The organism is Flavobacterium sp. (genome assembly GCF_029945805.1).
In the GTDB taxonomy this organism is placed as follows: Bacteria; Bacteroidota; Bacteroidia; order Flavobacteriales; family Flavobacteriaceae; genus Flavobacterium.
Window position 1 is genome coordinate 34,576 of the sequence record NZ_JAQSDH010000007.1, and the last position, 25,518, is coordinate 60,093.

Annotated in this window: 16 protein-coding genes and 1 pseudogene; 14 read left to right on the top strand and 3 right to left on the bottom strand. The window is 35.3% G+C overall.

Going from position 1 to position 25,518, the window contains the following annotated elements; genetic code table 11:
• Window positions 1-2: 2 nt before the first annotated feature.
• The 14 genes and pseudogenes from PSU83_RS01460 (at window position 3) to PSU83_RS01525 (ending at window position 15,026) form a co-directional block, all read left to right on the top strand.
• On the top strand, window positions 3-1,046 hold the full coding sequence (locus PSU83_RS01460) for a PAS domain S-box protein (protein ID WP_300585902.1): 1,044 nt from the start codon (window positions 3-5) through the stop codon (window positions 1,044-1,046).
• Between the two features lie 144 nt (window positions 1,047-1,190).
• Window positions 1,191-1,604, top strand: a complete 414-nt coding sequence (locus tag PSU83_RS01465; protein WP_300585905.1) for a response regulator — start codon at window positions 1,191-1,193, stop codon at window positions 1,602-1,604.
• A 5-nt stretch (window positions 1,605-1,609) separates the two neighbouring features.
• Window positions 1,610-4,312 carry a PAS domain-containing protein gene (locus PSU83_RS01470; RefSeq protein WP_300585907.1) on the top strand — a complete coding sequence of 901 codons (2,703 nt, stop codon included), beginning with the start codon at window positions 1,610-1,612 and terminating at the stop codon, window positions 4,310-4,312.
• Window positions 4,299-4,616: an Hpt domain-containing protein gene (locus PSU83_RS01475; RefSeq protein WP_300585909.1), complete on the top strand. Its 318-nt coding sequence runs from the start codon at window positions 4,299-4,301 to the stop codon at window positions 4,614-4,616. Before PSU83_RS01470 ends, PSU83_RS01475 begins: the two co-directional genes overlap by 14 nt.
• Window positions 4,617-4,627: 11 nt before the next feature.
• Window positions 4,628-5,344 carry a LytTR family DNA-binding domain-containing protein gene (locus tag PSU83_RS01480; RefSeq protein WP_300585911.1) on the top strand — a complete coding sequence of 239 codons (717 nt, stop codon included), beginning with the start codon at window positions 4,628-4,630 and terminating at the stop codon, window positions 5,342-5,344.
• Window positions 5,345-5,625: 281 nt separating this feature from the next.
• Window positions 5,626-6,447, top strand: a complete 822-nt coding sequence (locus PSU83_RS01485) for a hypothetical protein (RefSeq protein ID WP_300585913.1) — start codon at window positions 5,626-5,628, stop codon at window positions 6,445-6,447.
• Between the two features lie 293 nt (window positions 6,448-6,740).
• Window positions 6,741-7,064 carry a hypothetical protein gene (locus PSU83_RS01490; protein WP_300585914.1) on the top strand — a complete coding sequence of 108 codons (324 nt, stop codon included), beginning with the start codon at window positions 6,741-6,743 and terminating at the stop codon, window positions 7,062-7,064.
• A gap of 125 nt (window positions 7,065-7,189) precedes the next feature.
• The gene (locus tag PSU83_RS01495) at window positions 7,190-9,115 is read left to right on the top strand and encodes a hypothetical protein (RefSeq protein ID WP_300585916.1); all 1,926 of its coding nucleotides are present in this window, start codon (window positions 7,190-7,192) and stop codon (window positions 9,113-9,115) included.
• A gap of 156 nt (window positions 9,116-9,271) precedes the next feature.
• Complete coding sequence (locus tag PSU83_RS01500; protein WP_300585942.1) at window positions 9,272-9,487, top strand: ATP-binding protein; 216 nt, start codon at window positions 9,272-9,274, stop codon at window positions 9,485-9,487.
• A gap of 282 nt (window positions 9,488-9,769) precedes the next feature.
• Complete coding sequence (locus tag PSU83_RS01505) at window positions 9,770-10,192, top strand: PAS domain-containing protein (protein ID WP_300585918.1); 423 nt, start codon at window positions 9,770-9,772, stop codon at window positions 10,190-10,192.
• 15 nt (window positions 10,193-10,207) lie between these two features.
• Window positions 10,208-11,239, top strand: a pseudogene (locus tag PSU83_RS14750) (PAS domain S-box protein); the annotation flags it as partial.
• Entirely contained in the window at window positions 11,228-14,398 is a 3,171-nt protein-coding gene (locus tag PSU83_RS01510) for a PAS domain S-box protein (protein ID WP_363319839.1), read from the top strand. The pseudogene PSU83_RS14750 and the gene PSU83_RS01510, both read left to right, overlap by 12 nt.
• 1 nt (window position 14,399) lies before the next feature.
• A complete protein-coding gene (locus PSU83_RS01520) occupies window positions 14,400-14,840 on the top strand; it encodes a response regulator (protein ID WP_363319838.1) in 441 nt (146 codons plus the stop codon).
• A gap of 36 nt (window positions 14,841-14,876) precedes the next feature.
• Window positions 14,877-15,026, top strand: a complete 150-nt coding sequence (locus tag PSU83_RS01525; RefSeq protein WP_300585920.1) for a hypothetical protein — start codon at window positions 14,877-14,879, stop codon at window positions 15,024-15,026.
• 151 nt (window positions 15,027-15,177) lie between these two features.
• Here the strand turns inward: PSU83_RS01525 and PSU83_RS01530 are convergent, their stop codons facing one another.
• The 3 genes from PSU83_RS01530 to PSU83_RS01540 all read right to left on the bottom strand — a co-directional run.
• Complete coding sequence (locus PSU83_RS01530; protein ID WP_300585922.1) at window positions 15,178-20,982, bottom strand: hypothetical protein; 5,805 nt, start codon at window positions 20,980-20,982, stop codon at window positions 15,178-15,180.
• 849 nt (window positions 20,983-21,831) lie between these two features.
• Window positions 21,832-23,049, bottom strand: coding sequence for a helix-turn-helix domain-containing protein (locus PSU83_RS01535; RefSeq protein WP_300585924.1), 1,218 nt, complete (start codon window positions 23,047-23,049; stop codon window positions 21,832-21,834).
• Window positions 23,050-23,533: 484 nt separating this feature from the next.
• The coding region (locus PSU83_RS01540) for a T9SS sorting signal type C domain-containing protein (RefSeq protein WP_300585926.1) at window positions 23,534-25,518 on the bottom strand (1,985 nt) is incomplete at its 5' end.

The window sequence follows — 25,518 nt, forward strand, 5'->3', positions numbered from 1 at the left end:
TTATGAAAAACCACATAGACAAAATAAATTATCATATACTAGTCATTGAAGACAATATCGGCGATTTTACGCTTATTCAGGATTATCTTGAAGAAAGATTAATGTCTCCTAAAATTGCATGGACCAAGAGTTTTAAGGAGGCTAAAGAATATTTAATAAATTCAGAACGTAAAAGTGACATAGTATTATTAGACCTGACCTTACCAGACAAAAGCGGAGAAGCACTTATTAATGACATTATTCCGCTTTGTTCCGATATTCCGTTGATTATACTTACCGGTTACTCTGATATACTATTTGGAATAAAATCGCTTTCTTTAGGAGCGTCCGATTATTTAATAAAAGACGAATTAGATCCTGCCTCTCTTTACAAAAGCATCCTTTATAATATAGAAAGAAAAAAGTCGCAAATTCAATTAGAAATTTCTGAAAAACGCTATAGCGATTTATTTCATCTAAGTCCAATACCAATGTGGGTATATGATACTGAGACAATGCGTTTCCTAGATGTCAATATGGCTGCTGAAAAGCATTATGGTTACAGCTTACAGGAATTTTTAGGGATGACAATTGGCGATATCAGACCAAAAGAAGATATTCCTTTAATGTTAGAACGAGTTCAAATTTTAAATGAAAATAAACCAACATTCTTTTCAGGAACCTATAGACATAAAAAGAAGAATGGTGATATCATCCATGTTGACATTCAAAGTAACACGCTGCCATTCCAGAATACTATAGGCAGAATTATTTTGGCTAACGATGTCACTGAACGCTTTGCCTATATCGAAGCTATCGAAAAACAAAACGAAAAACTAAAGGAAATTGCCTGGATACAATCGCATGTGGTTAGAGCTCCATTAGCCAAAATCGTAGGACTTATAGATCTTATTAAAAATGAAGGCTTTAATGCGGGTTCTGATAATGAAAAATTATTTGGCTATTTATTGAATTCCGCAGCAGAATTAGATACCATTATTAGGGATATATCAAACAAAGCAGAAGAAATAAAACTGCAAATTGAACATAAAAAACCATTACAATAGGCTTATTTCCATATCTTTCGTCTATTAAAAACTAGTACCTATCTATACTTTAATGCCATTTGACTATAGTATATGGTCAACGAACGAAATTATAGAGAAAAGAAAAACTGTTAAAATATTTTTGTAATTATAATTTTCAGAAACATGTTGGAATCATTGAAAATACTTTTTATTGAAGACGATACTATTGAAGTCATGAAATTTAATAGAGTAATAAAGACTCTGGGATTCAATCATCGCATTGTGGAAGCACACAACGGCGAGGTAGCCATGGAACTTTTAAAAGATCGTTCAAACCTTCCTGACATCATTATCCTAGATTTGAACATGCCAAAAATGAATGGCATAGAGTTCCTTATTTTTCTAAAAAACGATAAAACTTTTAAATACATTCCAACCATAATTCTAACTACATCAAGTAATCACAAAGACCTTAAACAATGTTACGAGATTGGTATTGCAGGTTATATTTTGAAACCATTGAAATATGAAGATTATGTATCTAAAATTCAAAAGATTTTCGATTATTGGGGTTGTAACGAGTTAATATCAGAATAAAGGATATGCCTGAATTACAGTTTACTTTAAAAGGTTCAACCTTAAATAGTATTTTCCCTTTTTATCTTTTAATTGATGAGCATCTCATCATCAAAAGTTTTGGGGAGAGTATCTCTAAAATGAAGCCGGAGCTTACTGCGGAAGAGCCTTTTACTAAACACTTCACCATTGTAAGGCCTTTTAAAAATAATATAAAACCACAAAATTTCAAGGCACTTCTAAATCAACTGGTTGTTTTTACTTCAAAAGGAAAAAATATAGTAACGCTCAGAGGACAATTTGAACCCCACGAAAACGGATTTCTTTTCGTAGGGTCTCCTTGGTTCATGTCAATGCAGGAAGTGGATAAAAGTCAATTAACCGCTAAAGATTTTGCACATCACGACCCATTAATTGACATACTTCAGGTTTTAAAGAATCAGGAAACCACTAATAAAGAGTTAAAAGAACTCATTGTCACAACTGAATTCCAAAGAAAAAAACTGAAAGATGACAAGGAAGAACTAGATAAACTGTCACTGGTGGCAAGCGCCAATAAAGACGGAGTAGTTTTTACCCATCCTCAAGGTGAAATTTTTTGGTGCAACGAATCCTTTATGAATTTAACAGGACTTGGACAAAAGGAAATTATAGGAAAAACGCTGACAGAGGTTGGTTGCGGAAAACAAACCAATAAAGAAGAGGTTTTTAAAATGCTGGAAGCCTTTTATAATGGTTCAGGTTTTGAGGTAGAATACATCCATTTAAAGAAAAAAGGAGATCCATTTCAGGCCAAAATCACGGGCCAGCCCATTATGGACGATGCAGGTTTTGTGAGCCAGTATTTTGCAATTATTGAAGATATTACGTTTGAAAAAGAAAGGGAGCAACAACTATTACTTTTGTCATCTATAGCAGAAAAAAATACTAATTCGGTTATAATTACCAATGAAAAAGGAGAAACCGAATGGGTAAATTCAAGCTTTTTGGAAATGACAGGCTATTCTTTATCAGAACTTATTGGTAAAAAGCCCGGAAATTTACTTCAAGGTCCAGAAAGTGATCCAACTACCATTGCCTTTCTGAGAAATCAAATCAAAAATGGCATTCCGTTTAGCTGTGAAATTATCAACTATACCAAATCAAAAGAAAAATACTGGGTTCGCATACAAGGACAAGCACTTCACAATAAATATGGCGAAGTCATTAAATTTTTTGCCACTCAGGAAGACATCACTTTTGAGAAAGAATTCAATCAACAATTAATAGAATCTGAAAACCGACTTAATTCCATCATAGCCAATTTACAATCAGGAATATTACTTGAAGATGAGGCACGAAAAATTGTATTTGTAAATAAAAAGTTCTGTGAATTATTTGATATTGAAGTGGAGCCTGAATTGATGAAAGGTTTTGATTGCAACTTGATGGCTGACGCAACCAAAGATTTTTTCGCAGAACCCGATACCTTTTTAAAAAGAATCTCTGAAATACTGGAAAAAAAGGATATAGTCATCGCCGAAGAAATTAGTATTGCTGATGGTCGTATATTTGAAAGAAGTTTTATACCTATAATAAATGGTGAAAAATATGATGGCCATCTCTGGAATTATGAAGATATAACCATCAAGAAAAAACACAAAGAAATCTTAGAAACCGAAAGGGAAAAATACAGCAATATCATCGCCAACATGAACATGGGACTACTTGAGGTTGATAATAGTGATCAAATTCAACTGGCCAATCAGTCATTTCTTGATATGAGCGGTTACGAAATTAAAGAATTAATCGGTCGGAAAGCTTCGGATTTATTTTTAAAAAATAAGAACAAACAGGTCATGAACGAAAAAATAAATATCAGAAAAAATAACATTTCTGATTCTTATCAAATGAGCATCACGACCAAAAAAGGAGATGAAAAATATTGGTTAATCAGTGGCGCACCTAATTATAATGTAAATGGAGAAATCACTGGTTCAATTGGTATTCATTTAGACATTACCGAACAAAAGAAAAATGAACGGCAAAAAGAACATTTACTAAATAAATTAGAAAAACAAAATGAAAATCTAAATGAATATGCCCAAATGGTGTCACACGATTTGAAATCGCCATTGCGAAGCATATACACTTTGATTACATGGATAAAAGAAGACAACGATAAAGAATTTAATGTTCAGACCAAACAATATTTGGAAATGATTGAAGATAAGGTCGAAAAAATGGACTATTTGATTCAGGGAATATTAACCTATTCAAAAATAGATTCAACCAAACTCTCAAACGAGCTTATTAACCTTAACGACATTGTAAAGAATATCATAAGGATTATTGATATTCCGCCAAACGTTAGTGTTACAATAGCGAATGAACTTCCAACAAAAAAAGCCGACAAATTTAGAATGCAACAATTGTTTCAAAATCTCATAAGTAACGCTGTAAATTATAACGATAAAGAAAAAGGAATCGTAACTATAGGCTGCAATGAGGATGACAACAACTACACTTTTTATGTAGCTGATAATGGCCCTGGAATTGACACGAAGTACCATAACAAAATATTCAAAATATTTGAATCGTTTATAGAAAAAGAAAAATCAACTGGTATTGGGCTGTCGATAGTAAAAAGAATCGTGAACAATTACAATGGAAAAATATGGATTGAAAGCGAATTAGGAATAGGAACAACATTCTTTATAAAACTTCCAAAAAAACATGGAACAACCTAACCTTGACTATATCCTAAAACTTTCGGGTGATGATGAAGCCATTCAACTAAAACTTATTAGTATACTGCAATATGAACTGCCCTTAGAAATAGATGCCTATTTTGCATGCATGCATTTAAAAAAAACGAAACAAGCAGCCTCTTGTGTTCATAAATTAAAACACAAAATAGGTATATTAGGACTTGAAGAAAGTTACTATACTGCCGAAAAATATGAAGACGAACTAAAAAAAAACAAAAAAAATCTACAAAAAAAGTTTGAAAATACCTTAACTTTAATGCAGAATTTTGTTAATGAACTATAAGATAAGGGCTTATGAATTGTATAATTATTGATGATGAAATGATGGCAAGAGCTATCGTAGCGCAGTTTGTTACTTCACAAACTAAAATTAAAATAGTAAACGAATTTCCTAACGCCATACAAGCCATCAAATATTTAAATGAAAACCAGGTAGATCTTATCTTTCTAGACATTCACATGCCTGATTTCACAGGATTTGACTTTATTAAAACCTTAAAAAGTCCGCCTAAAATTATATTGGTAACTTCAGATAAAAACTTTGCTTTCGAAGCTTTTGAATTTGATTGTATCGTAGATTATTTGGTAAAACCGATTTCTGAGGAACGTTTTAATAAAGCAATAGAAAAACTAAACACCTACCATCTGTTAAATGCAGCACCTTCAAAAACTAAAGTAAAAATCAGTACTGACGATGAAACAAACGAATTTTATATCAATATTGGAAACCGCTTAATAAAAATTGAAATCCCGTCTGTAAGTTTAGTAAAAGCGAATGGTGATTATATTATTATAAAAACAGATACTACTACCTACACGGTACATACTTCACTTACAAAAATAGAAGCTAAACTTCCTCCCAGTTTGTTCCTGAAAGTACACCGTTCTTATATTATCAATACCAAAAAGATTATTGATATAAAAGACAATAGTGTACTAATAGGTAAAGATGTGGTTCCTGTGAGTCGCGGAAATAGAAATGAATTAATGGCCAGACTTAATCTGTTATAGAGGATTACTTATTTTAAAACGCACCTAAATGCCTTCGCTACCCTGCCAGTTTTTGGCAGGGTATTTTGTTACTACCGCGTAACTATTTATCATACCAATCCATTAAAAAAAGCAGAACATCGATAAAAAATCACGTTCGTCTATAGATTTTGACCTTTCAGCCACAGACAAAATACAGTCGTCGAATTTTTGCACTAGCCGATAATCATGTAAATATATTTGTATCAGATTATAGCCCCCAATTTTAGTCAAAAGAAGTATTAACAACTAAATTTTTTAACATGAAAAAAAGTACCCTAAATCTGCTCGGCTTTCTTAAAAATTACATTAATTCAGTAACAATTGTGATAACTTTTTTTGGCTTTCAAACACAAGCTGCAATTTTAGACACAAACTCCAAATCAGAACTTCTGGTAGAAACCAATCGAGTTTGGATAAATGTAACCGATACAAACGGTGCTTTTTCACAAACCCTAATGGGGTATCGTGATGGCGCTACTGACGGAGTGGATAATGGCTTGGATGGCGCTTATATGAACAATGGTGCTGTAGCATTGGCTACTCTAATTGATGGTGTACGTTATGCCATTCAGTTCAAAGGATTACCTTTTTCAGCAACTAATGCGGTACCATTAAGCTTTAGTGCATCCTATGCCGGAAATTATACTTTTGCCATTGACCACATGGATGGTTTTTTTAACAATTCGAACCTTCCTATATACATTCATGATACAGTTACAAATACATATAACGACTTAAAAATCAGTAGCTATACTTTTACTGCTCCTATTGGTATAAACAATAATCGTTTTGAACTTATCTATGCCCAACCTTCGAATGTTTTGGGAAATAATCAAAACATTTTTACTGCATCTAATCTTGCTGTGTATCAAAAAAATGACAATGTCGTAATCGATGCAGGAGTAACGCTTTTAAAAAGTGTGGCGCTATATTCAATCAATGGACAATTGCTATATCAAAACAGTCAGGTTAATGCAAGTCTGACTACTATTACTACAGTTTCTTTAAACAATCAGTATGTAATTATAAAAGCTATCACTTTGGAAGGCAGTGTTGTTTCCAAAAAGTGGCTTTGTCTTTAGAGACATACTCTCTGGTTTTTGGGTCAACCAGAATGTTTCTTTTTTAAGTTCCCTTGTTTTATTTGACATTTAAAACAGTAAACCGTCCCAATCCATCGGGACGGTTTTAAAAAAGTTTTACCGTTTTAAATCTGCCTGAAGTTTAAAATTTTTACACTACTGAACAGAAAAAGAATATAGCCTGGAATAGGTCGTCAATTTAGGTATATTTCCCCTTTAATTATAAACTATCAAAAACTTTAATAAAACAAAAACTGTCAAAATAATAGCAACCATTTAAAAAACATAATCACATGATTTTTACCAGATATGGAATTATAAAAACCAACCATTTAATACTTTACAAATTAAATACCGAAACGATTCTTATCCCTGCAATCACTGAAATAAAAATCAGTAAAAGGCCAACGACGGATAGTTGGAACTTGAGCAACTATTTCAAAATCAACAGGTATAATTTTACTATTACTGTGGATAACTCAAAAAAGAATACTTTTTCATTTGGTAAATCAGATCTTCCCGCAGCGCTAGCATTTAAAACCCTACTGTGGCATACTCAATTCAACCTACAAGAAGCAATTCTAATAAAGGACACGGCCAGGGAGTATAATGAGTAGGAAACATCCAAAATAAAATCTGAATTTGATACACACACTAACGCAAACTGAAATTGCAAACAGATAAAAGTTAAACAAATAAAAGATCAAATCATTTCAAATCAAATAACTAAAAAAAATAAACTATGAATAATAAATTCCACTTTCTTCACATGGTGATTGTATTTTTATCATGTGCTGGCATTACAAATGCCCAAACCCCACTAATCGGACCAAACCAGATCATCTGCAATTCGATTCAACCTGCAGATATTGTACTAAGCGGTACTGCTGCTGAAGTTATTAAATGGCAAAAGGCCGCAAACAGTTCTTTTACCGATCCAATTGATATCCCTAATACCACAACAATCCTAACCGGCGCCAGTATAGGAAGCCTAACTGAAACAACCTGGTTTCGACCTGTGCTTGATACAGACTATCCGGACATGCAACCGGCAAAAGTGGAAGTAGGCACAGTAACCCGTTGGAATGGAACTGCCTGGGATAACGAACTGCCCGATACTAGTACCACTGCAGTTTTTACAGGAAACTATTCATCTACAGCATCGGTTGATGCATGCAAAGTAATAATTGTCAACGATGCACAGGTCATAATTAATACCAACCATACCCTGACTGTTCAAAACAGTGTCGAGGTAACTTCCGGAACGTTACTTTTTGAAAGCAATGCGAGTCTGGTTCAAATTAGCAATGCCCTAAATTCTGGCAACATCACTTACAAGAGAAATACTGTGATGCGTAAATACGATTATACGTATTGGTCATCTCCTGTCGCCTCAGTAGCACTGAACCTATTCTCACCTTTAACCTCACCTAGCACGTTTTATTGGTGGAATGCGTATGGCACTCCTAGCTTCGGTTGGACTAACTTGTCAGCAGCATCAATAATGGATCCAGCAAAAGGGTACATTATTCGTGGACCAGAAACGTTTTCTACTACGACTTTAACATCTTGGACCGGAGAATTTACTGGTGTTCCAAATAATGGAGATTATCCTATTGATGTTTATTCCAATGAGAGTACTGCTTTTAATTTATTAGGAAATCCATATCCTAGCGCCATTAGTGCTGATGAATTTATGGATGAAAATACCGCTACTATGGGTGAGTTTGGAACAACTTTCTATTTCTGGACGCATAACACTCCCATTACTGATAATAATTATGCTTATAGTGATTATGCGGCTTACAACAAAACCGGAGGAATAATGGTCGCAGAAGGAGCAAACAATAACATTCCCAGTGGAAATATTGCAGCTGGACAGGGCTTTATGGTAAAAGCTATTACTACAGGTGTAGCTACTTTCACTAATCAAATGCGTATTACCGGAAACAATGAACAGTTTTACAGACAAAATATAAATGCAACACCAACTACAGAAAAACACAGACTGTGGCTTGATTTTAAAAATGAACAAGGTCAGTTTAAGGAAATCCTGGTGGGGTATATAACCAATGCAACAAATAATTATGAGGACGGCTTTGATGGTCCAATTGCAGAAGCAGGAAATCCGGTAAGTTTTTATTCTGTAAATACTACAAATAAACTATCTATTCAAGGAAGAGCCTTGCCTTTTAATGCTAATGATGAAGTACCGTTAGGATATAAAACCAATACTGCTTCAACCTATACTATTACATTATCGCACTTTGATGGTTTGTTTACGCAGCAGGCAGTCTATCTGGAAGACACTTTATTGCAAGTTTTTCACAACCTGAGAGACTCTCCTTATTCTTTTTCAACCCTGGCAGGAACATTTGATACGCGTTTTGTACTACGTTACAACAATTCCACTTTAGGAGTCAATCATGATGTTTTAAATGCCGATGCTATCTTGATTTATAAAGAGCAACAGCAAATCGTGATCAATACGGGAGTTGTTCCTATGTCTGGAGTTACTGTATTTGACAGCGCGGGTCGTCTATTATTGCATAAAGAAGCTATCAATTTGACAGAATTCAAATTTAATACCATAGTTACAAACGGACTCTTAGTGGTTCAAGTAAAAACTATCGATAATCAAATCATTTCAAAAAAGATTATTCAATAGAAGAGTTGTAGAGTTCATTTATACTACCCCTGACAGGCTTTAAAATCTGTCAGGGGTAGTCTTTTTCTCTGAACGAAGATTACAATAAATTCGGTGCGTATTGATGGAAATGAAATCAGTCATCTAGCACCATACAAAAAACAAAAATAGTACCCCATAAAAAGTACAGACAACGGAGCTGGTTTTGAGGAAAAATACACTACAAAAATCTTTGAACCTTTCAAGCGTTTAAATGGTAGAATAGAATATTCAGGAACAGGAATACGTCTTTCTATTGTTAAAAAAAATATAACCAACCACGATAGTTTTATTGTAGCAGAAAGCAAGTTGGGCATTGGTACAATATTTACTATTTATTTACCAGTGTCATAACAAAAACTACGTGGTAGTAATTATTTAAATGATACGTTTTATTAGCAATGGAATCGAAAGTTTAAATCGAATCTTGCAATGCGATCTAGCTAAAAATAAAGAATCCGTAACAAAATTACTATTCAAATAAATAGCTATCGGTAGTAATTCATCATGCATTCGCAATTATTTATTAAATTTGCACTTACAAACGCTATTAAATCCTTTCCCACGCTGATAAGATTAAGTTTATCATAGAAATATAATAAACCCAAAAGTATTAGTTACAATACAAACCCAAACATGAACCATTCTCAGTTGACAAATATTTTACTTGATCAAAGCAAAGATCTTTTTTGGATGGTTAATCTTGACTTCCAATTGGTTTATGCCAATAAAACTTACCTCACCTTAATGAAAGAAATCACTGGGGTGGAAAAGAAGTTAAACGACTCGGTCTTGGTCGAAGGATTTGGTGATGGTTCGATAGAAAAATGGAAGTCGTATTATAGCAGTGCATTTACAGGTGAGTATATTGAAATAGAAACTAAGTTCTTTCATCCGCAATCCAATGAAATTCAACATAGCCAGGTTACTTTTACTCCGTTAATCGATGACGATAATAAGCTTTTTGCAGTAGCTTGCCAATCAAAAGATATTACACAAATAGTAAAACAAAGATCTGAAGCCAACCAATTAATCGATTCTCCTTTAGATGTTTTTTGAACTGTTGATGAACAAGGCAGTTTTGTGTATGTGAGTGCAGCTTCTTTTAGTCATTGGGGATATACTCCCGAGGAGCTTATTGGCACTTCTTTCAGGGATTTGCTCTTTGAAGCGGATAAACCAAAAACGAACGAAATAATTGATGCTATTAATAGCGGCCAAGAAATTAATTCGTTTGTAAATAGATATAAGAAAAAAGATGGTAGCATTGCCTATAATCTATGGTCGGCAAGGTGGGATGCTAACACAAAATTAAGGTATGCTGTAGCGAAAGATTACAAGGAAAAAATTGAACAGGACGAAATAGTACAACGAAGCGAGCAACGTTTTAAAGCCTTGGTTCAAGAGGGGTCTGACCTCATAGCAATATTAGACGCAGACGGTAATTATATGTATGTCAGTCCAACAAGTATTTCTGTTCTGGGGATGAAACCCGAAGAATTTATTGGAAGAAGTCCATTTGAATTCATCCATCCCGATGATGTAGAAAAAGTTTTAGCTAGTATACAAAAAATAGTTACTGAAAATAAAGTCGTGGTGGACACTTTTCGTTTTCAAAATCATAAAAAAGAATGGCGATGGATGGAAACTGTACTAACAAATATGCTGGGTAATCCTGCAGTGAATGGTATCGTCGCCAATTCAAGAGACATTACTGAAAAAATTGAGGAACAGCATAAGCTAAAATTGCTCGAGAGGGTTATTACCAATACTACTGACGCTATTTTAATTACCGAAGCAGAACCGTTTGAAGAACCGGGTAATAAAATCATCTATGTTAATGAGGCTTTTACAAAATTGACTGGTTATTCGGCAGAAGAGGTCATCGGTAAAACACCGCGAATACTGCAAGGACCAAATTCTAACAAAGAAGAATTAGCAGCGCTTGGCCGCAAAATGAGGAACTGGGAGACTTGCGAATTAACCACCATCAATTATAAAAAAAGTGGCGAGGAATTCTGGATTAACTTTAAGCTGACTCCCGTTGCAGATGAAAAAGGCTGTTACACTCACTGGATATCAATTGAGCGGGATGTGACAGAACAAAAAAATAAAGAATTAGAAAATGAATTGCTGGCTCTAATCAGTATAAACTTTAATGAAGAAAATGAGCTAATTAATGCTTCAAAAAAGCTGTGTAAATCAATCAGTGAATTCGGAAAATTTGATTGGGTTGAGGTATGGATTCCAAATCTTGAAAAAAGCCATATGCAATTGTTTAGCCAGTATGTAGCTGCTCCTGAAGATGAAAAATTTTATGACTACAGCAGCGATCTTACTACAATTCCGATAGATGAGGGATTAGCGGGCAAAGTTTGGGCTCAACAGGAACAGATCCTGTGTCCTGACATTCAAAATTACAATGATTTTGTCAGAAAAAATGCGGCAAAAAAAATAGGTTTAATAGCTGTACTTGGCATACCAATAATTTCCGATGGCGATGTAATAGGCGTTCTAAAGATTGGGACAAAGCAAAGTGGCAATTATTTGAACAATTACACGCAACTATTTAAAAATATTGAAGGATTTATCGGTTCTGAATTCAACCGGAAAAAGCTTGAAAATGACTTGACTCAGTTGTTCGATACAATTCCGGATATCCTTTGCCTATTAGATTTTGAAGGCAGGTTTTTGAAGATTAACAATGCTGGTTGTAAATTACTTCGTTATACCGAAGAAGAAATCCTTTACCATAGTTTCGACCAATTTATTCATCCTGATGATAAAAATATTTCTTTTAGTGAAGTGTTGCAATCACAGCATGGAGAAAACACCTCCCAATTTGAGAATCGCTACCTCACTAAAGATGGTGAAATCATCTGGCTGAGTTGGTATTGTAATCCCTCTTTTGAAGAGGGTCTAATCTATGCCACCGCCAAAAATATAACAGAAGAAAAGAAACTCCGCGAGCTAAACAAGCAAGCCGGGGCTTTGGCCAAAATTGGAAGCTGGGAAGTGGATTTAATCAACGCAACGAACTATTGGTCTGAAATTACACACCAGCTGCACGAAACAGACCCTAAATCGTTCTTTCCTGATTTAGCGGAAAGCCTAAAGTTTTACCGAGACGATTTCCGGCCTATGATTAATGCCATGATTGAAAAAAGTAGCACTACTGGGGAAGCTATTGATTTTGAAGCAGTACTAGTAACCGCAAATAATAAGGAACGTTGGGTAAGAGTAATTGGCAATGCAGAAATTGTAGAGGGGCATTGCAAGCGCATTTACGGCAGTTTTCAAGATATCCATGAACGAAAAGAAGCGGAGAACAGATTGGCGGAAAGCGAAAACAGGTTTCGTACCATTTTAGAAGCGGAACCAGAATGTATAAAATTATTAGATTCAACTGGCGAAGTATTGATGATGAACCCTGCTGGCTTAGCCATGATTGGGGCAGATACTAAAAAACAGGTTATAGGCAAATCTGTTCTTGGAATTCTTTTACCCGAACATCGAGCAGCGTTTTCAGAACTTACAAAAAAAGTTTTTAATGACGAACCTGGAAAACTTGTATTTGAAATAGAAGGATTCAAAGGAACGCGACGCTGGCTAGAGACTCATGCTGTTCCGTTGAAAAATGAGCAGGGCAAAATTATTTCATTATTGGGAGTAACAAGGGATATTACAGAACGTAAAATAGCTGAAGAAAAACTGGTTCATAGCGAACAAAAATACCGCCTACTTGCGCTTGAGTTACAATTGCAACAACTCCATCTTACAAACGCACAGCAGGTCGCCAAAATAGGAAGCTGGGAAACAAATTTGTCTGACTTAAAGTTAACTTGGTCTGATGAAACCTACCGTATTTTTGGAACGGATATAAAAAGTTTTGAACCTACTCATGAGAAATTCTTGAATCTTGTTCATCCACTTGATAGAGATAGTGTAGATAAAGCTTTCGCAGATTCAACAAAGTCTACTAATCATTCTCAAAACCTGATTGAACACCGCATAGTAACAGCAGACGGAGTGGTTAAAGTGGTAGAAGAACGCTGGAAAATAACTTATAACGATAATGGCGAGCCAATGTTAGCACTAGGCATTTGTCAGGATGTTACAGAACGCAAAAAGGCGGAAGAAAGCATCCTCCAATCCAACGAACGTTTTGAAAAAGTCACCGAAGCGACAAATGATGTTATTTGGGATTGGGACATAGAGAACAAAACCTATTATCGCTCCAAAGCGATTAAACGGTTTTTTGGAAAAAAATATTCGGGAGTATTTCCTGATACCGATTTATGGAGCACAGAACATTTTCATTCCGAAGACCTTATTAAAATTAAGGACAGTTTTTTTGAGGCAATTGAAAACCCCGCAACTACACGTTGGGAATTGGAATACCGAGTAATTAATAAACAAGGGAAAACGATTTATGTTATAGACCGAGCAATAATAATCAGAAACAAGCAAGCAAAAGCAATACGTGTGGTTGGTGCTATGACTGATATATCTGAGCAAAAACAGATGACCGTTCAATTAAGCGAACTTAATCAGTTACTTCAACAACATACTTTTGAACTGCAACGCTCCAATCAAGAATTAGAACAATTTGCTTTTGTTGCTTCACATGATTTACAAGAACCGCTGCGAATGGTTTCTAGCTTCATGGAATTATTGAAACGAAAATATGGAGATGTGATTGATGAAAAAGGACACCAGTACATTCATTTTGCTACGGATGGTGCCAAAAGGATGAAACAAATTATTCTCGATTTGTTAGACTATTCCAGAGCAGGAAAATCTACAGATGGAAAAGAAGAAGTGGAAATGAGCGAGGTCTTATCTGAATTTAAGCAGTTACGAAGAAAACTCATTTTAGAAAAAAAAGCTATAATTACATCAAAGGAACTACCAACACTAAACACTTATAAAGCAGCTATTACCCAGATATTGCATTGTTTGTTAGACAATGCACTCAAGTATGCAAAAGAGGATACCCCTCCAATAGTTGATATTGTCGTGGCAGAAAATAAAAAAGAATGGAAATTTTCTATAAAAGACAATGGGATTGGAATTAACCCTCAATTCTTTTCTAAAATATTCATTATTTTTCAAAGATTGCATAACAAGGATGACTATCCCGGCACAGGAATAGGACTTTCTATTGCCAAAAGACAAGTTGAATTTTTAGGAGGACAAATTTGGCTAGACTCTACTGTTGGTGAAGGCACTACATTTTATTTTACAATCCCTAAAACTACGTAACTTGAACAATAAAAAAATAGAACTCATGCACATCCTCTTAGTCGAAGACAATGAAGGGGATATTATACTCACAAAAGAAGCTTTTGAAGAATGTAAAGTAAAAATACAAATCAGCATCGCAAAAAACGGACAGGAAGCACTTGATTTTTTGTTTAAAAGAGGCCAATTTTCCATGTCAAAAAAACCAGATCTTATCCTTTTGGATATAAACATCCCAATATTTAATGGACATGAGGTGTTGAAACAGATTAAGTCCGATTCAATTCTTAAAAAAATCCCAGTTATTATGCTCACCACATCATCCAGTCAAAAAGACATAGATGAAGCTTACGAAAACTACTGCAACAGCTACATAAAAAAACCGCTAGAAATCAGTGAATTTTTAACCACAATACTCAAAATTGAAGAGTTTTGGTTGCAACTAACTACACTCTCTAATTAATTTGAAAAAATAAATATGTTTTTGTAATAACACTTTATGAAAATTAGAATTTATAAAAATAAATATGAGTTTTTTAAAGATATTGCCGTTGCGGTTTTAAACAAATTAGCAACTCCACAAAGAACTCCTTTTGCGAATAAAGGAATAGTAAAGCTAAACACAGCAACAAAAGCTATTACAATCTAATTTAAAGCCACAGGAAAGGCATAGCTACTGTATGAAAAGTGTATAAAAAAGCATTTATGTCAAATAGACTAAATTAGTCTAGTACATGACACAAAAAAAAATCCCAACTTCCGTTGGGATCTTAACTAAATAAAAATATAGAAAAACTTACCTATTCATCTTCTGCCAATTGTGTTTTGACATCAATCTTTTTATCTTTCTTTAAAGATGTTCTTGAAAACAAAACTTTCTTTGTAACCACGACACCTTGATCTGATGTAATCTGAACTAATAATATCTCTGTTGTGGAATTCAGCCTTAATAAGGTTTGTGATGCGTCTATTCCTTTTTTCTCCAATAAAAGTTTGCCGCTAATATCAAATATTCTCACACTTGACATGATCACACTTCCTGTATTTATAGACAACTCACTTGTTGGCGTTTTGTATATGACAACCTGATTTTCGTTAAAACCAGGAGTAGTAACACCTAATGTTGACGATTGATATACAATTTCAAAACGACTTGCAAACGTTCCTGCTGTAGCAGCAAAAGTATATGCACCGGTATTCAAATCATGAATAGTTGTTGTCAAATTATCTTTAAGATATATGGGTTGTGCACCACCTGTAAACAATCCGTCAACGTGGTCAATAGCAATGGTATAATTACCTGCAGTTGTTGCTTTGAAATTCAAAGGAATACTATCACTAGTATCAAATGGCAGTGCTCTACCTTGAATTGCATAAGGCACTTCATTTATTAACGATGTTAAAGCGATATCACCATCATTAATATATTTCCCATCTATAGAAGGGTCAACACCTTGAGTAGCATTAGTGATATAACCCACCATTGTTTGAGAAAATGCTCCGCTCGCACTAGTGGCATTTAACCAAATTCTATTCCTTTCAATAGCGTTCACCGAAGTAGTACCTCCGGGTCTGAAAATCTGATTCGCATGATTATTAATTCTCATTGTATTATCAAAATTAATCGTTCCGCTTCCGGTCGCCTTGCGTTCAACAAAGAATCCCTGTCCGGTTTGGATAACATCATTCGGATCAAAAACCTGAGCTCCTCCATTGGTTACAAAACCTCCCATAGTCCAAGTGCAATAAGTAGGTACCGACGAATTGTTGGTTTTTCTCCAAAAATATATCGCACCTGTTATGGATGAACTATTATTCGCATTCTCAACAAAAGCTACTGCATTAATTGGTGATGGATAAGGATTACCTACTAAATTGAATCTATTCCCTGCGCCACCATCAACCAAAGTATAGTCGATATTTCCATTATTTGGAACACCTTTAAAATTACCATCCCAAATTGCTGGTGCTGTTGGATGATTCCACGGCATGCGGATTAAATATCCTTTTGCCTGAGTAAACGGTACATTACTGCTATCTGTTCCATTAACACCATTTGCATCTAAACCTGTCAAGCTAAAACCAACATCTGCATTGTTAAACACATTATTATTAGTTCTATACACATAAAAACGATTTCCGAAAGTAAATGGAGTAAAGGCATAAAGACCTTGACCTATAACAGGAGAAGACCACAATGCGTAATCTAAACGCATCAAAGCAGAACTATTCCGTTTTACGGTTATGGCACCTGTGTTTTGATTTGTAGTACCTCCCTGAAGTAAATTAGCATTGCTCTCTAATACAAATTGCGAAGCAGAAGTAGTGTTTATTGCATTAGTAACGGTTACTGTTCTTCCGGATTGAACGGTTAACGTTCCCGAACCATTTATAGTAATAGTATTAGCTACCGCGTCTGCTGAAGAAATTTGTACAACTTTACCATCACCAATGACAACATTGGTAGCAGTAGTTGGCAAAACACCTTCTGCCCAGTTTCCTGTAACATGCCATAAATTATTAATCGTTCCGGTCCAACTTGCTAGCGGAGAAATAGTAGTAGCCAATTCGATAGCCGAACCACAAGTACCCGTAACATAAGCATAATAAGTACCGGGACCAACTGCATTTGATGTTAGACCAGTTCCGTATGCTGTTCCTGTTTGATTTGGACCAGAATACCAAGAAACAAGTGCGCCTGTTCCAACAACTCCTGTAGCTGTAATTGTTGTAGTTTGAGTAGGAGCAATCGGATTATTTGCTGCTGTTATAGACGTAATTCCTATTGGAGTGTTAACCGTAATAGTAATAGCGCCTGATGTCGCTGGTGAACCTGTTGCACAAGTTGCAGTAGAGGTCATTACAACAGCTACTGTATTACCGTTTGTTAAAGCTGCATTGCTATAAGTAGCGCTATTGGTCCCAACATTAGTTCCATTCAATTTCCATTGGTAACTTGGCGTTCCTCCATTGGTTGGCGTTGCCGTAAACGTTACATTAGTTCCTGAACAAATTGTTGATGATGGTGAAGCGGCTATAGAAACACTCGCTGCTAAGTTCGGATTAACCGTCATAGTAACCGTATTCGATGTCGATGGTGAACCTGTTGCACAAGTTGCAGTGGATGTCATTACAACAGCTACTGTACTACCGTTTGTTAAAGCTGCATTGCTATAAGTAGCGCTATTGGTCCCAACATTAGTTCCATTCAATTTCCATTGGTAACTTGGCGTTCCTCCATTGGTTGGCGTTGCCGTAAACGTTACATTAGTTCCTGAACAAATTGTTGATGATGGTGAAGCGGCTATAGAAACACTCGCTGCTAAGTTCGGATTAACCGTCATAGTAACCGTATTCGATGTCGATGGTGAACCTGTTGCACAAGTTGCAGTGGATGTCATTACAACAGCTACTGTACTACCGTTTGTTAAAGCTGCACTGCTATAAGTAGCGCTATTGGTCCCAACATTAATTCCATTCAATTTCCATTGGTAACTTGGCGTTCCACCATTTGTAGGTGTTGCCGTAAACGTTACATTAGTTCCTGAACATATCGTAGAAGATGGCGATGCTGCTATTGAAACACTCGCTGGTAAATTTGGATTAACCGTCATTGTAACCGTATTCGATGTCGCTGGCGAACCTGTTGCACATGTTGCTGTTGATGTCATTACAACGGTTACTGTATTACCATTTGTTAATGCCGCATTACTATATGTAGCACTATTAGTTCCAACATTTCCTCCGTTAAGTTTCCATTGGTAACTTGGAGTTCCACCATTTGTAGGCGATGCCGTAAACGTTACATTAGTTCCTGAACATATCGTAGAAGATGGCGATGCTGCTATTGAAACACTCGCTGGTAAATTTGGATTAACCGTCATTGTAACCGTATTCGATGTCGCTGGCGAACCTGTTGCACATGTTGCTGTTGATGTCATTACAACGGTTACTGTATTACCATTTGTTAATGCCGCATTACTATATGTAGCACTATTAGTTCCAACATTTCCTCCGTTAAGTTTCCATTGGTAACTTGGAGTTCCACCATTTGTAGGCGATGCCGTAAACGTTACATTAGTTCCTGAACAAATTGTTGATGATGGCGATGCTGCTATTGAAACACTCGCCGGTAAGTTTGGATTTACAGTCATTGTAACCGTATTCGATGATGCTGGCGAACCTGTTGCGCATGTTGCTGTTGATGTCATTACAACAGCTACTGTATTACCGTTTGTTAAAGATGCATTGCTATAAGTAGCGCTATTGGTCCCAACATTAGTTCCATTCAATTTCCATTGGTAACTTGGCGTTCCTCCATTGGTTGGCGTTGCCGTAAACGTTACATTAGTTCCTGAACAAATTGTTAATGATGGTGAAGCGGCTATAGAAACACTCGCTGGCAAGTTTGGATTTACTGTCATATTGATAGCTGTACTTGTTGCTGTGCTTGGACTTGCACAAGTGGCTGTTGATGTCATTACAACTCTAATCAAATCACCATTTACAAAGTCTGTTCCTGCAACGCCTGTATAAGTTACCGAAGTAGCAGTAGGAATGTTTGTCCCATTTTTAGTCCATTGGTACGTTGGTGAACCACCGTTTGTTGGAACAGCGGTAAAGGTAATTGAAGTACCACTACATGTCGGATTTGTTCCTGTTGTTATTGAGGTGGTAACCGATGGTACAAGTATTGGATTTACTGTCATATTGATAGCTGTACTTGTTGCTGTGCTTGGACTTGCACAAGTGGCTGTTGATGTCATTACAACTCTAATCAAATCACCATTTACAAAGTCTGTTCCTGCAACGCCTGTATAAGTTACCGAAGTAGCAGTAGGAATGTTTGTCCCATTTTTAGTCCATTGGTACGTTGGTGAACCACCGTTTGTTGGAACAGCGGTAAAGGTAATTGAAGTACCACTACATGTCGGATTTGTTCCTGTTGTTATTGATGTGGTAACCGATGGTACAAGTATTGGATCTACCGTTACTGTTGCAGTTGATGCAGTTGCCGTACAACCATAATTATTAGTTGTTGTAACTGTGTAGCTTGTATTTACAGTAGGCGAAACACCTGTTGGATTTTGAGTTGAAGAAGTATATCCTGAAGGTGTTGATGTCCAAGCATAGCTGATTGCAGGAGTGCTTGGTGTTGAAGTAACAGTTACATTATCTATAGCCCAATACCAACTATAAACTGCTGTATACCTATAACGAATAGAAACAGATCCTTGATTTATGTACGAATTTAAACTAGTAGTTACCAGCGCGAACCCATTAAGTGTACCTTGAGTGGTAGTATAGGTATTCAATGTTGTCCAATTTGTTCCATCAGTTGAAATTTCAACAATAGCAGAACCTGTTGCGTCATAATGTCTATAATAATGATAAAAAGTCAAAGAAGCCGCACTCATACCTAAGGTGCTAAAAGCAGGAGATGTTAATGTGGTATTTGTTGTGCCTCCAGTTCCCTGAGCATCACTGTTACTTAAATAAAATTGTGAAGCATCATTGCTGTTAAATGTTTCGTTACCATCGTTATAGCCATTCGTTCTTAAAGTCCAAGCAGCATTGGTAGGTGTACCGTTAGCACTAGTGTTTGTAGTGGTCCAACCAGTAGGAGTACCATTAAAGTTTTGTGTTAACAAAGTCGTTGCAGTAGCTGAATTAGAAGTAGCGCTTGAAGTTAAATTAACACTACCTCCTGAACATATTACTGATACACTTGTATTTGCAGTAACAGAAGTTGGTGCTGGATTGACAGTTACTGTTCTTGTGGCAGTTGCATTGGAACATCCGCCTGTTCCTGTTACTGTATAAGTCATTGTTGCTGTACCTGCCGCAACTCCAGATACAACTCCTGTTGAACTGTTAATTTCAGCAATTCCTGCATTACTTGAAGACCATGATCCTCCTGATACAGTTGAACCTAAAGTTGTTGTTCCATTAGAACAAATATTTTGATTGCCACTAAGCGTTCCTGCATTGGTAATACAAGTAGTTCCTGATATGACAATATTCCTATTTTGATAACTCCTATTACTACCATCTGATTCCCATGCATAAATTCTTATACTAAGTGTACTTCCAGACGGTACAGTTATATTTAAATTTGTAAATGAGAATGCTGTTGAAGTAGAAGAATTTATGCTTATTTCTGACCCTATTAGAGTGGAGTTCGTAAAATCATTTAGTGAGTAATAAGCTGCAACTTTCCAATTCCCACTTGATCTACTATGCGCACCGGTCAAGGAAGTAAAATTAAATGAGTTTCCAGAATTGGGAGAAACATTATATTGATAATATTCGTCGCTAACAAGATTTGATGCATCGTTGGACCATGAACTTGTTGATATTCCAATTGTACTATTATAGACGGCTGTGCTTATACCACTGCCAATTACAACACTACTTGCTGAAATATTTCCGGTTGCAGCAGCATTTCCGTTTGAAGTTAAGTTCCAAGTCGCAGAAGCACTTTGCCCCCACGAGCTATTCGCGCTCAGCAGGAACATCAATAAAAATAACGCCGGCCAACACGATCGCTGCAGACGCGTAATCTTAGTAAAAAGATTGTTAGTTGTTTGTGTGTTTGTTTTCATAAAACATTTAATTAAATAAAATTTAGATTTGGGTTCATTTTAATAATTTGTAAACTATTCATTGTTTAGAGCGTCAAAATTAAAACGCTATTTTTTTTAATACTATATTTTCGTTCAACTGCCAATAAACTCGTTAATATATAATTTGCCCTCTTGAAGTGCAAAAATACTCGATGAATGACACTTAAATAACTGGTATAATTGCAGTTAAACCTGCTTTATGGCAGTAAAAAAATAACTGTTTTGTTCATTTTTCGTCTTTTTATGTGATAGACCTGCGTTATTTATATTCCTCTTTCTATTATATTAATGTGTTTATTCATTTATATAATATGTTAAACAATACAATAATTTGTTATTCGTCTTTCTTCGTATTCTGCTCTTCTGGCATGGTGCTATTCTTTATCTTATCGGTTTGTTTTTTTTAAGCCATTTGCTTTAGCTCCATGTTTCTTTTTTGTCGCTTCGGTTACATGCTATCAAACCATCTTTTAAAAACCATATCCTTCTGGCAAACCATTACTATCTTTAAGAACAGAGTACAAATAAATATATAATATTGGAACTAACCAAATTTATTTATCGATAAAATGCATTTTTAATCGTTTAAGTGCGTATTATTGCACTTAATATAGTCTTAATAGTATACTTATATTGAAATCTGAAAAGAATTAAACTGTACCGTAAACAAACAAGCCGAAATAGTTTCAGCCCTACCATTATAGAGTCCTATTTTTTTTGCGAAAAACGGGAAAAAATAACGGGTTTAACTAGATATGCAGTGTAAATAAGTTCAATTTTAGTAAAACTGAACTAATTTAATAGTTACATACCAGTAAATAAAGAGTATTAGGAAGAAAAATAATCCGAAGGCAAGACGCCCTTTTCATTTTTGAAAGCACTATAAAAAGTGACTTTGTTCTTAAAACCACTTTCCATAGAAAGCGCTAAAATGGTCTTTATGGTTGAATTGTTTTGGTAATGTTCGATAAAATAAGCAATCCTATAACTATTTATCCATTCTCTAAAATTCTTACCAATACAATAATTCATAATATAAGAACAATGATGCACCGGTATACCCGTTTCTTGACACAGCAGCGTAATGGAATAGTCAGGATTCAAATAGGATTGCTTAGCTTCCATGTGGGTAGTAATTTGTTCCAAATAAAATTGTTCATCATCAGTAAATTTGACGGATGTTTTTGTTTGGTCTGGATCAAAAAACGGAATTGCAATCGGCATTACAGCGTTTTCATTTTCTAATGGTTGCGCATTATTGTTTTTATTAGTAGGTACATATCCTTTAGAAAGAAACACATAACCGTATAAAGTCTTGGGGTTGTAAAAGACAAAACCAATTAAAAAAATAACTAAGACACACAAAATGACCGATCCTTTAGTATTCATAAATAAATTACTAGCCGCAGTACCATTAGCAATAATAATGAAAGTATTGAAAATAAAAATAGCACTCGTGCAGGTCACAAAAAATAATAGCAATAAAATCCAGTTATTGCTAACCAAATTGGCACGCCTGTTTTTTATAATTTTAGCTTTCAAAACAATACCCCATATAAAAAATAAATAAAGTAATGACAACACATTTCGCAATAACAAAACATATTCTGATAAAAGGACACCCTTGTTTAAAAAAATAGAGTGTATTTTTTGAGGTATAAAGGAACTGATGGGATTGTTACTCTTAAAAGTATCAGTAAAAAAACTAATCAAACTTACTAATGCTACGAGTGCAAAAGGTAAAAAGTGAATCCAATCTTTTCTTTGAAATCGACTTTCATCAGCAATATATCCTCTAAAATAAAGATACGTACAAACAGGATGGGCAAAAGAAAAGAGCAGTAAAACAGTGAATAAACTTGAAACAAAGACGGATTGATCACTGGTGTTATTTATAAAATAGACCATCTGCAAACCACGAAACAGCATTAATAGGGCCAAAAGTTTGTTTAAATAAGTATTTCCAAACTTAGTAATGAGCAAATGAAGCGAAAAGCTCAAAAACATAAAAGAACCGATACTAAATACGTATAAATTAAATGGCATGTTTACAAACAGAATAATTAATCTTGATTTTAATCTAAAATTAAATACAAAACAGTGATAATTAATCGCTTTTCTTATGTAAGAATCAAAGATTTTGACAAAAATATAGGTTAAATTGTTAAATTAAGCAATTATAAAATATATCCGATTAACTACTATTTAGTGTAGGCGAAAGCGCAGAATACGAGTGCTAAAACTTTAAATAAGGACAAGGCTTGAAATATTTTAGTGTTTAGAAATGACCCTAATAAGTGAAGTTCGGAAAGAATAAAAACCGAGTAGCACAAAGTTAGATCAGGTTTTCTACTATCCCTTAAATATTAAAATTCATTTAAAGGTAAATTCTTAATTCCTTTGTTTATTATTTTATAGAAAAGCCTAAAAACATGACGTACTAAAAAATAATAACATTGCAAAAACAAAACGTTTCAAATAAAAAACCCACTATCGCTAGTGGGGATTTCTATTAGAATATTAGGACTTGTTATCGAATCACTTTCTTAGTAACAACAACCCCATCTTCTGTAGTAATCTGAACTAACAGAACCTGATTTGCTAATCCACCTTTAATAGTAGTCTCATTGGCATTGATTCCTGTTTTCTCTTCAATTAACCTGCCTCTGATATCGAATACTTTTATCGATGACATAGTGAAATTCCCTGAGTTAACTACAAACGCATTGTTATGATTGTAGATAACTACTGCGTTAACTGTAAAGACTGGATTGGTTAGCTGCGTTTGATATACAAGCTCAAATCGATTATTGAATGTTCCTGCATCAGATGTAAAAGTATAAGCACCTCCACTTAGATTGTGTATAGTAGCAGTCAAATTATCTTTTAGATATACAAGCTGTGTTCCAGCTGTAAATAACCCATCAACATGGTCAATTGCAATAGTATAATTACCCGCTGTACTTACTTTAAAATTCATAGGGACAACATCCGATGCATCAAAGGGCAATGCTCTTCCTTGAATTGCATAGGGAACATCATCAATTAATGAAGTCAAAGCGATATCTCCATCATTAATATACTTTCCATCTATAGCAGCATCAACGCCTTGAGTTGCATTGGTAATATAACCCACCATAGCCTGAGAGAATAATCCGGTGGCATTAGTTGCATTTAACCAAATTCTGTTTCTTTCAAGAGTCGTATTTGTAGTAGTAGCAGCAGTAGTTCTGAAAAATTGATTTGCATGATTATTAATTCGCATCGTATTATCAAAATTAACCGTTCCGCTTCCGGTTCCTTCAACAAAGAATCCCTGTCCGGTTTGGATAACATCATTCGGGTCAAAAACCTGAGCTTCTCCATTGGTTACAAAACCTCCTAGAGTCCAAGTACAATAACTTGGGCTTAAAGCATTGTTGGTCTTTCTCCAAAAGTATAAAGTTCCTGTAGTTATGGTGTTGTTATTGGTGTTAGTTACAAAAGCTACAGCATCAATTGGAGATGGATAAGGATTACCTACTAAATTAAATCTATTCCCTGCTCCTCCATTCGTCAAAGTGTAAGTGATGTTTCCATTATTTGGAACACCTGTAAAACTACCATTCCAAATTGCTGGTGCTGTTGGATGATTCCATGGCATACGAATTAAATATCCTTTTGCTTGTGAAAATGGAATACTATTCGCATCAGTACCGTTAACACCATTTGCGTCTAATCCGGTCACATTCATTCCAACATCTGCAGTATTGAAAACATTCGTATTGGTTCTGTAGGCATAAAATCGGTTGGCAAATGTAAACGGTGAAAATGCATAAATTCCCTGTCCCGTTACAGGTGAAGACCATAAGGTATAATCCAAACGTTTCAATGCGGATGTGTTGCGTTTCACTATAATATTTCCTGAATTCGTATAATTTGAATTATTCTGAATTAAATTGGCGTTATTATTCAGGGTAAAACTACCAGATGAAACTGTCATCGCACCGATTAAGGTAACGTCAAATCCTGAAGTAACCGAAACAGCAGGGCCATTTACGGTCAGCGAACAGGCATTTAAGTCTGCTCCAAGAACAATTGGAGATGCTCCTGTTAAAACAGCATCTTTTGTACCTGTTGGAGCACCATTAGTCCATGAAATACCATCACTTGATGAAGTTGATGTTAAGGTAACTGTTGCAGTTCCACTGTTTCCTGTTCCCACACACCCATTAGCATCGGTAACTGATGTTATAGTGTAATTAGTTGTAGATGTAGGTGCAACCGAAATGTTAGTACCACTAGCATAACTACTTACACTTCCTGTGGTATAAACAACGGTATATGGAGATAAACCACCTGTAATGGCAACTTGTATATTTGTTGCACTTCCGGAACAGATAGCTGCACTTCCTGAGATAGTCGCCGCAGTTAAAGCACCATTAACTGTGATTGTTCCTGTCGTAGTTGCGGGTGGACAACCACCTGTAGTAGTTACTGTATAATTAAATGCTCCAGAAGCTGTCGGTGTGCCAC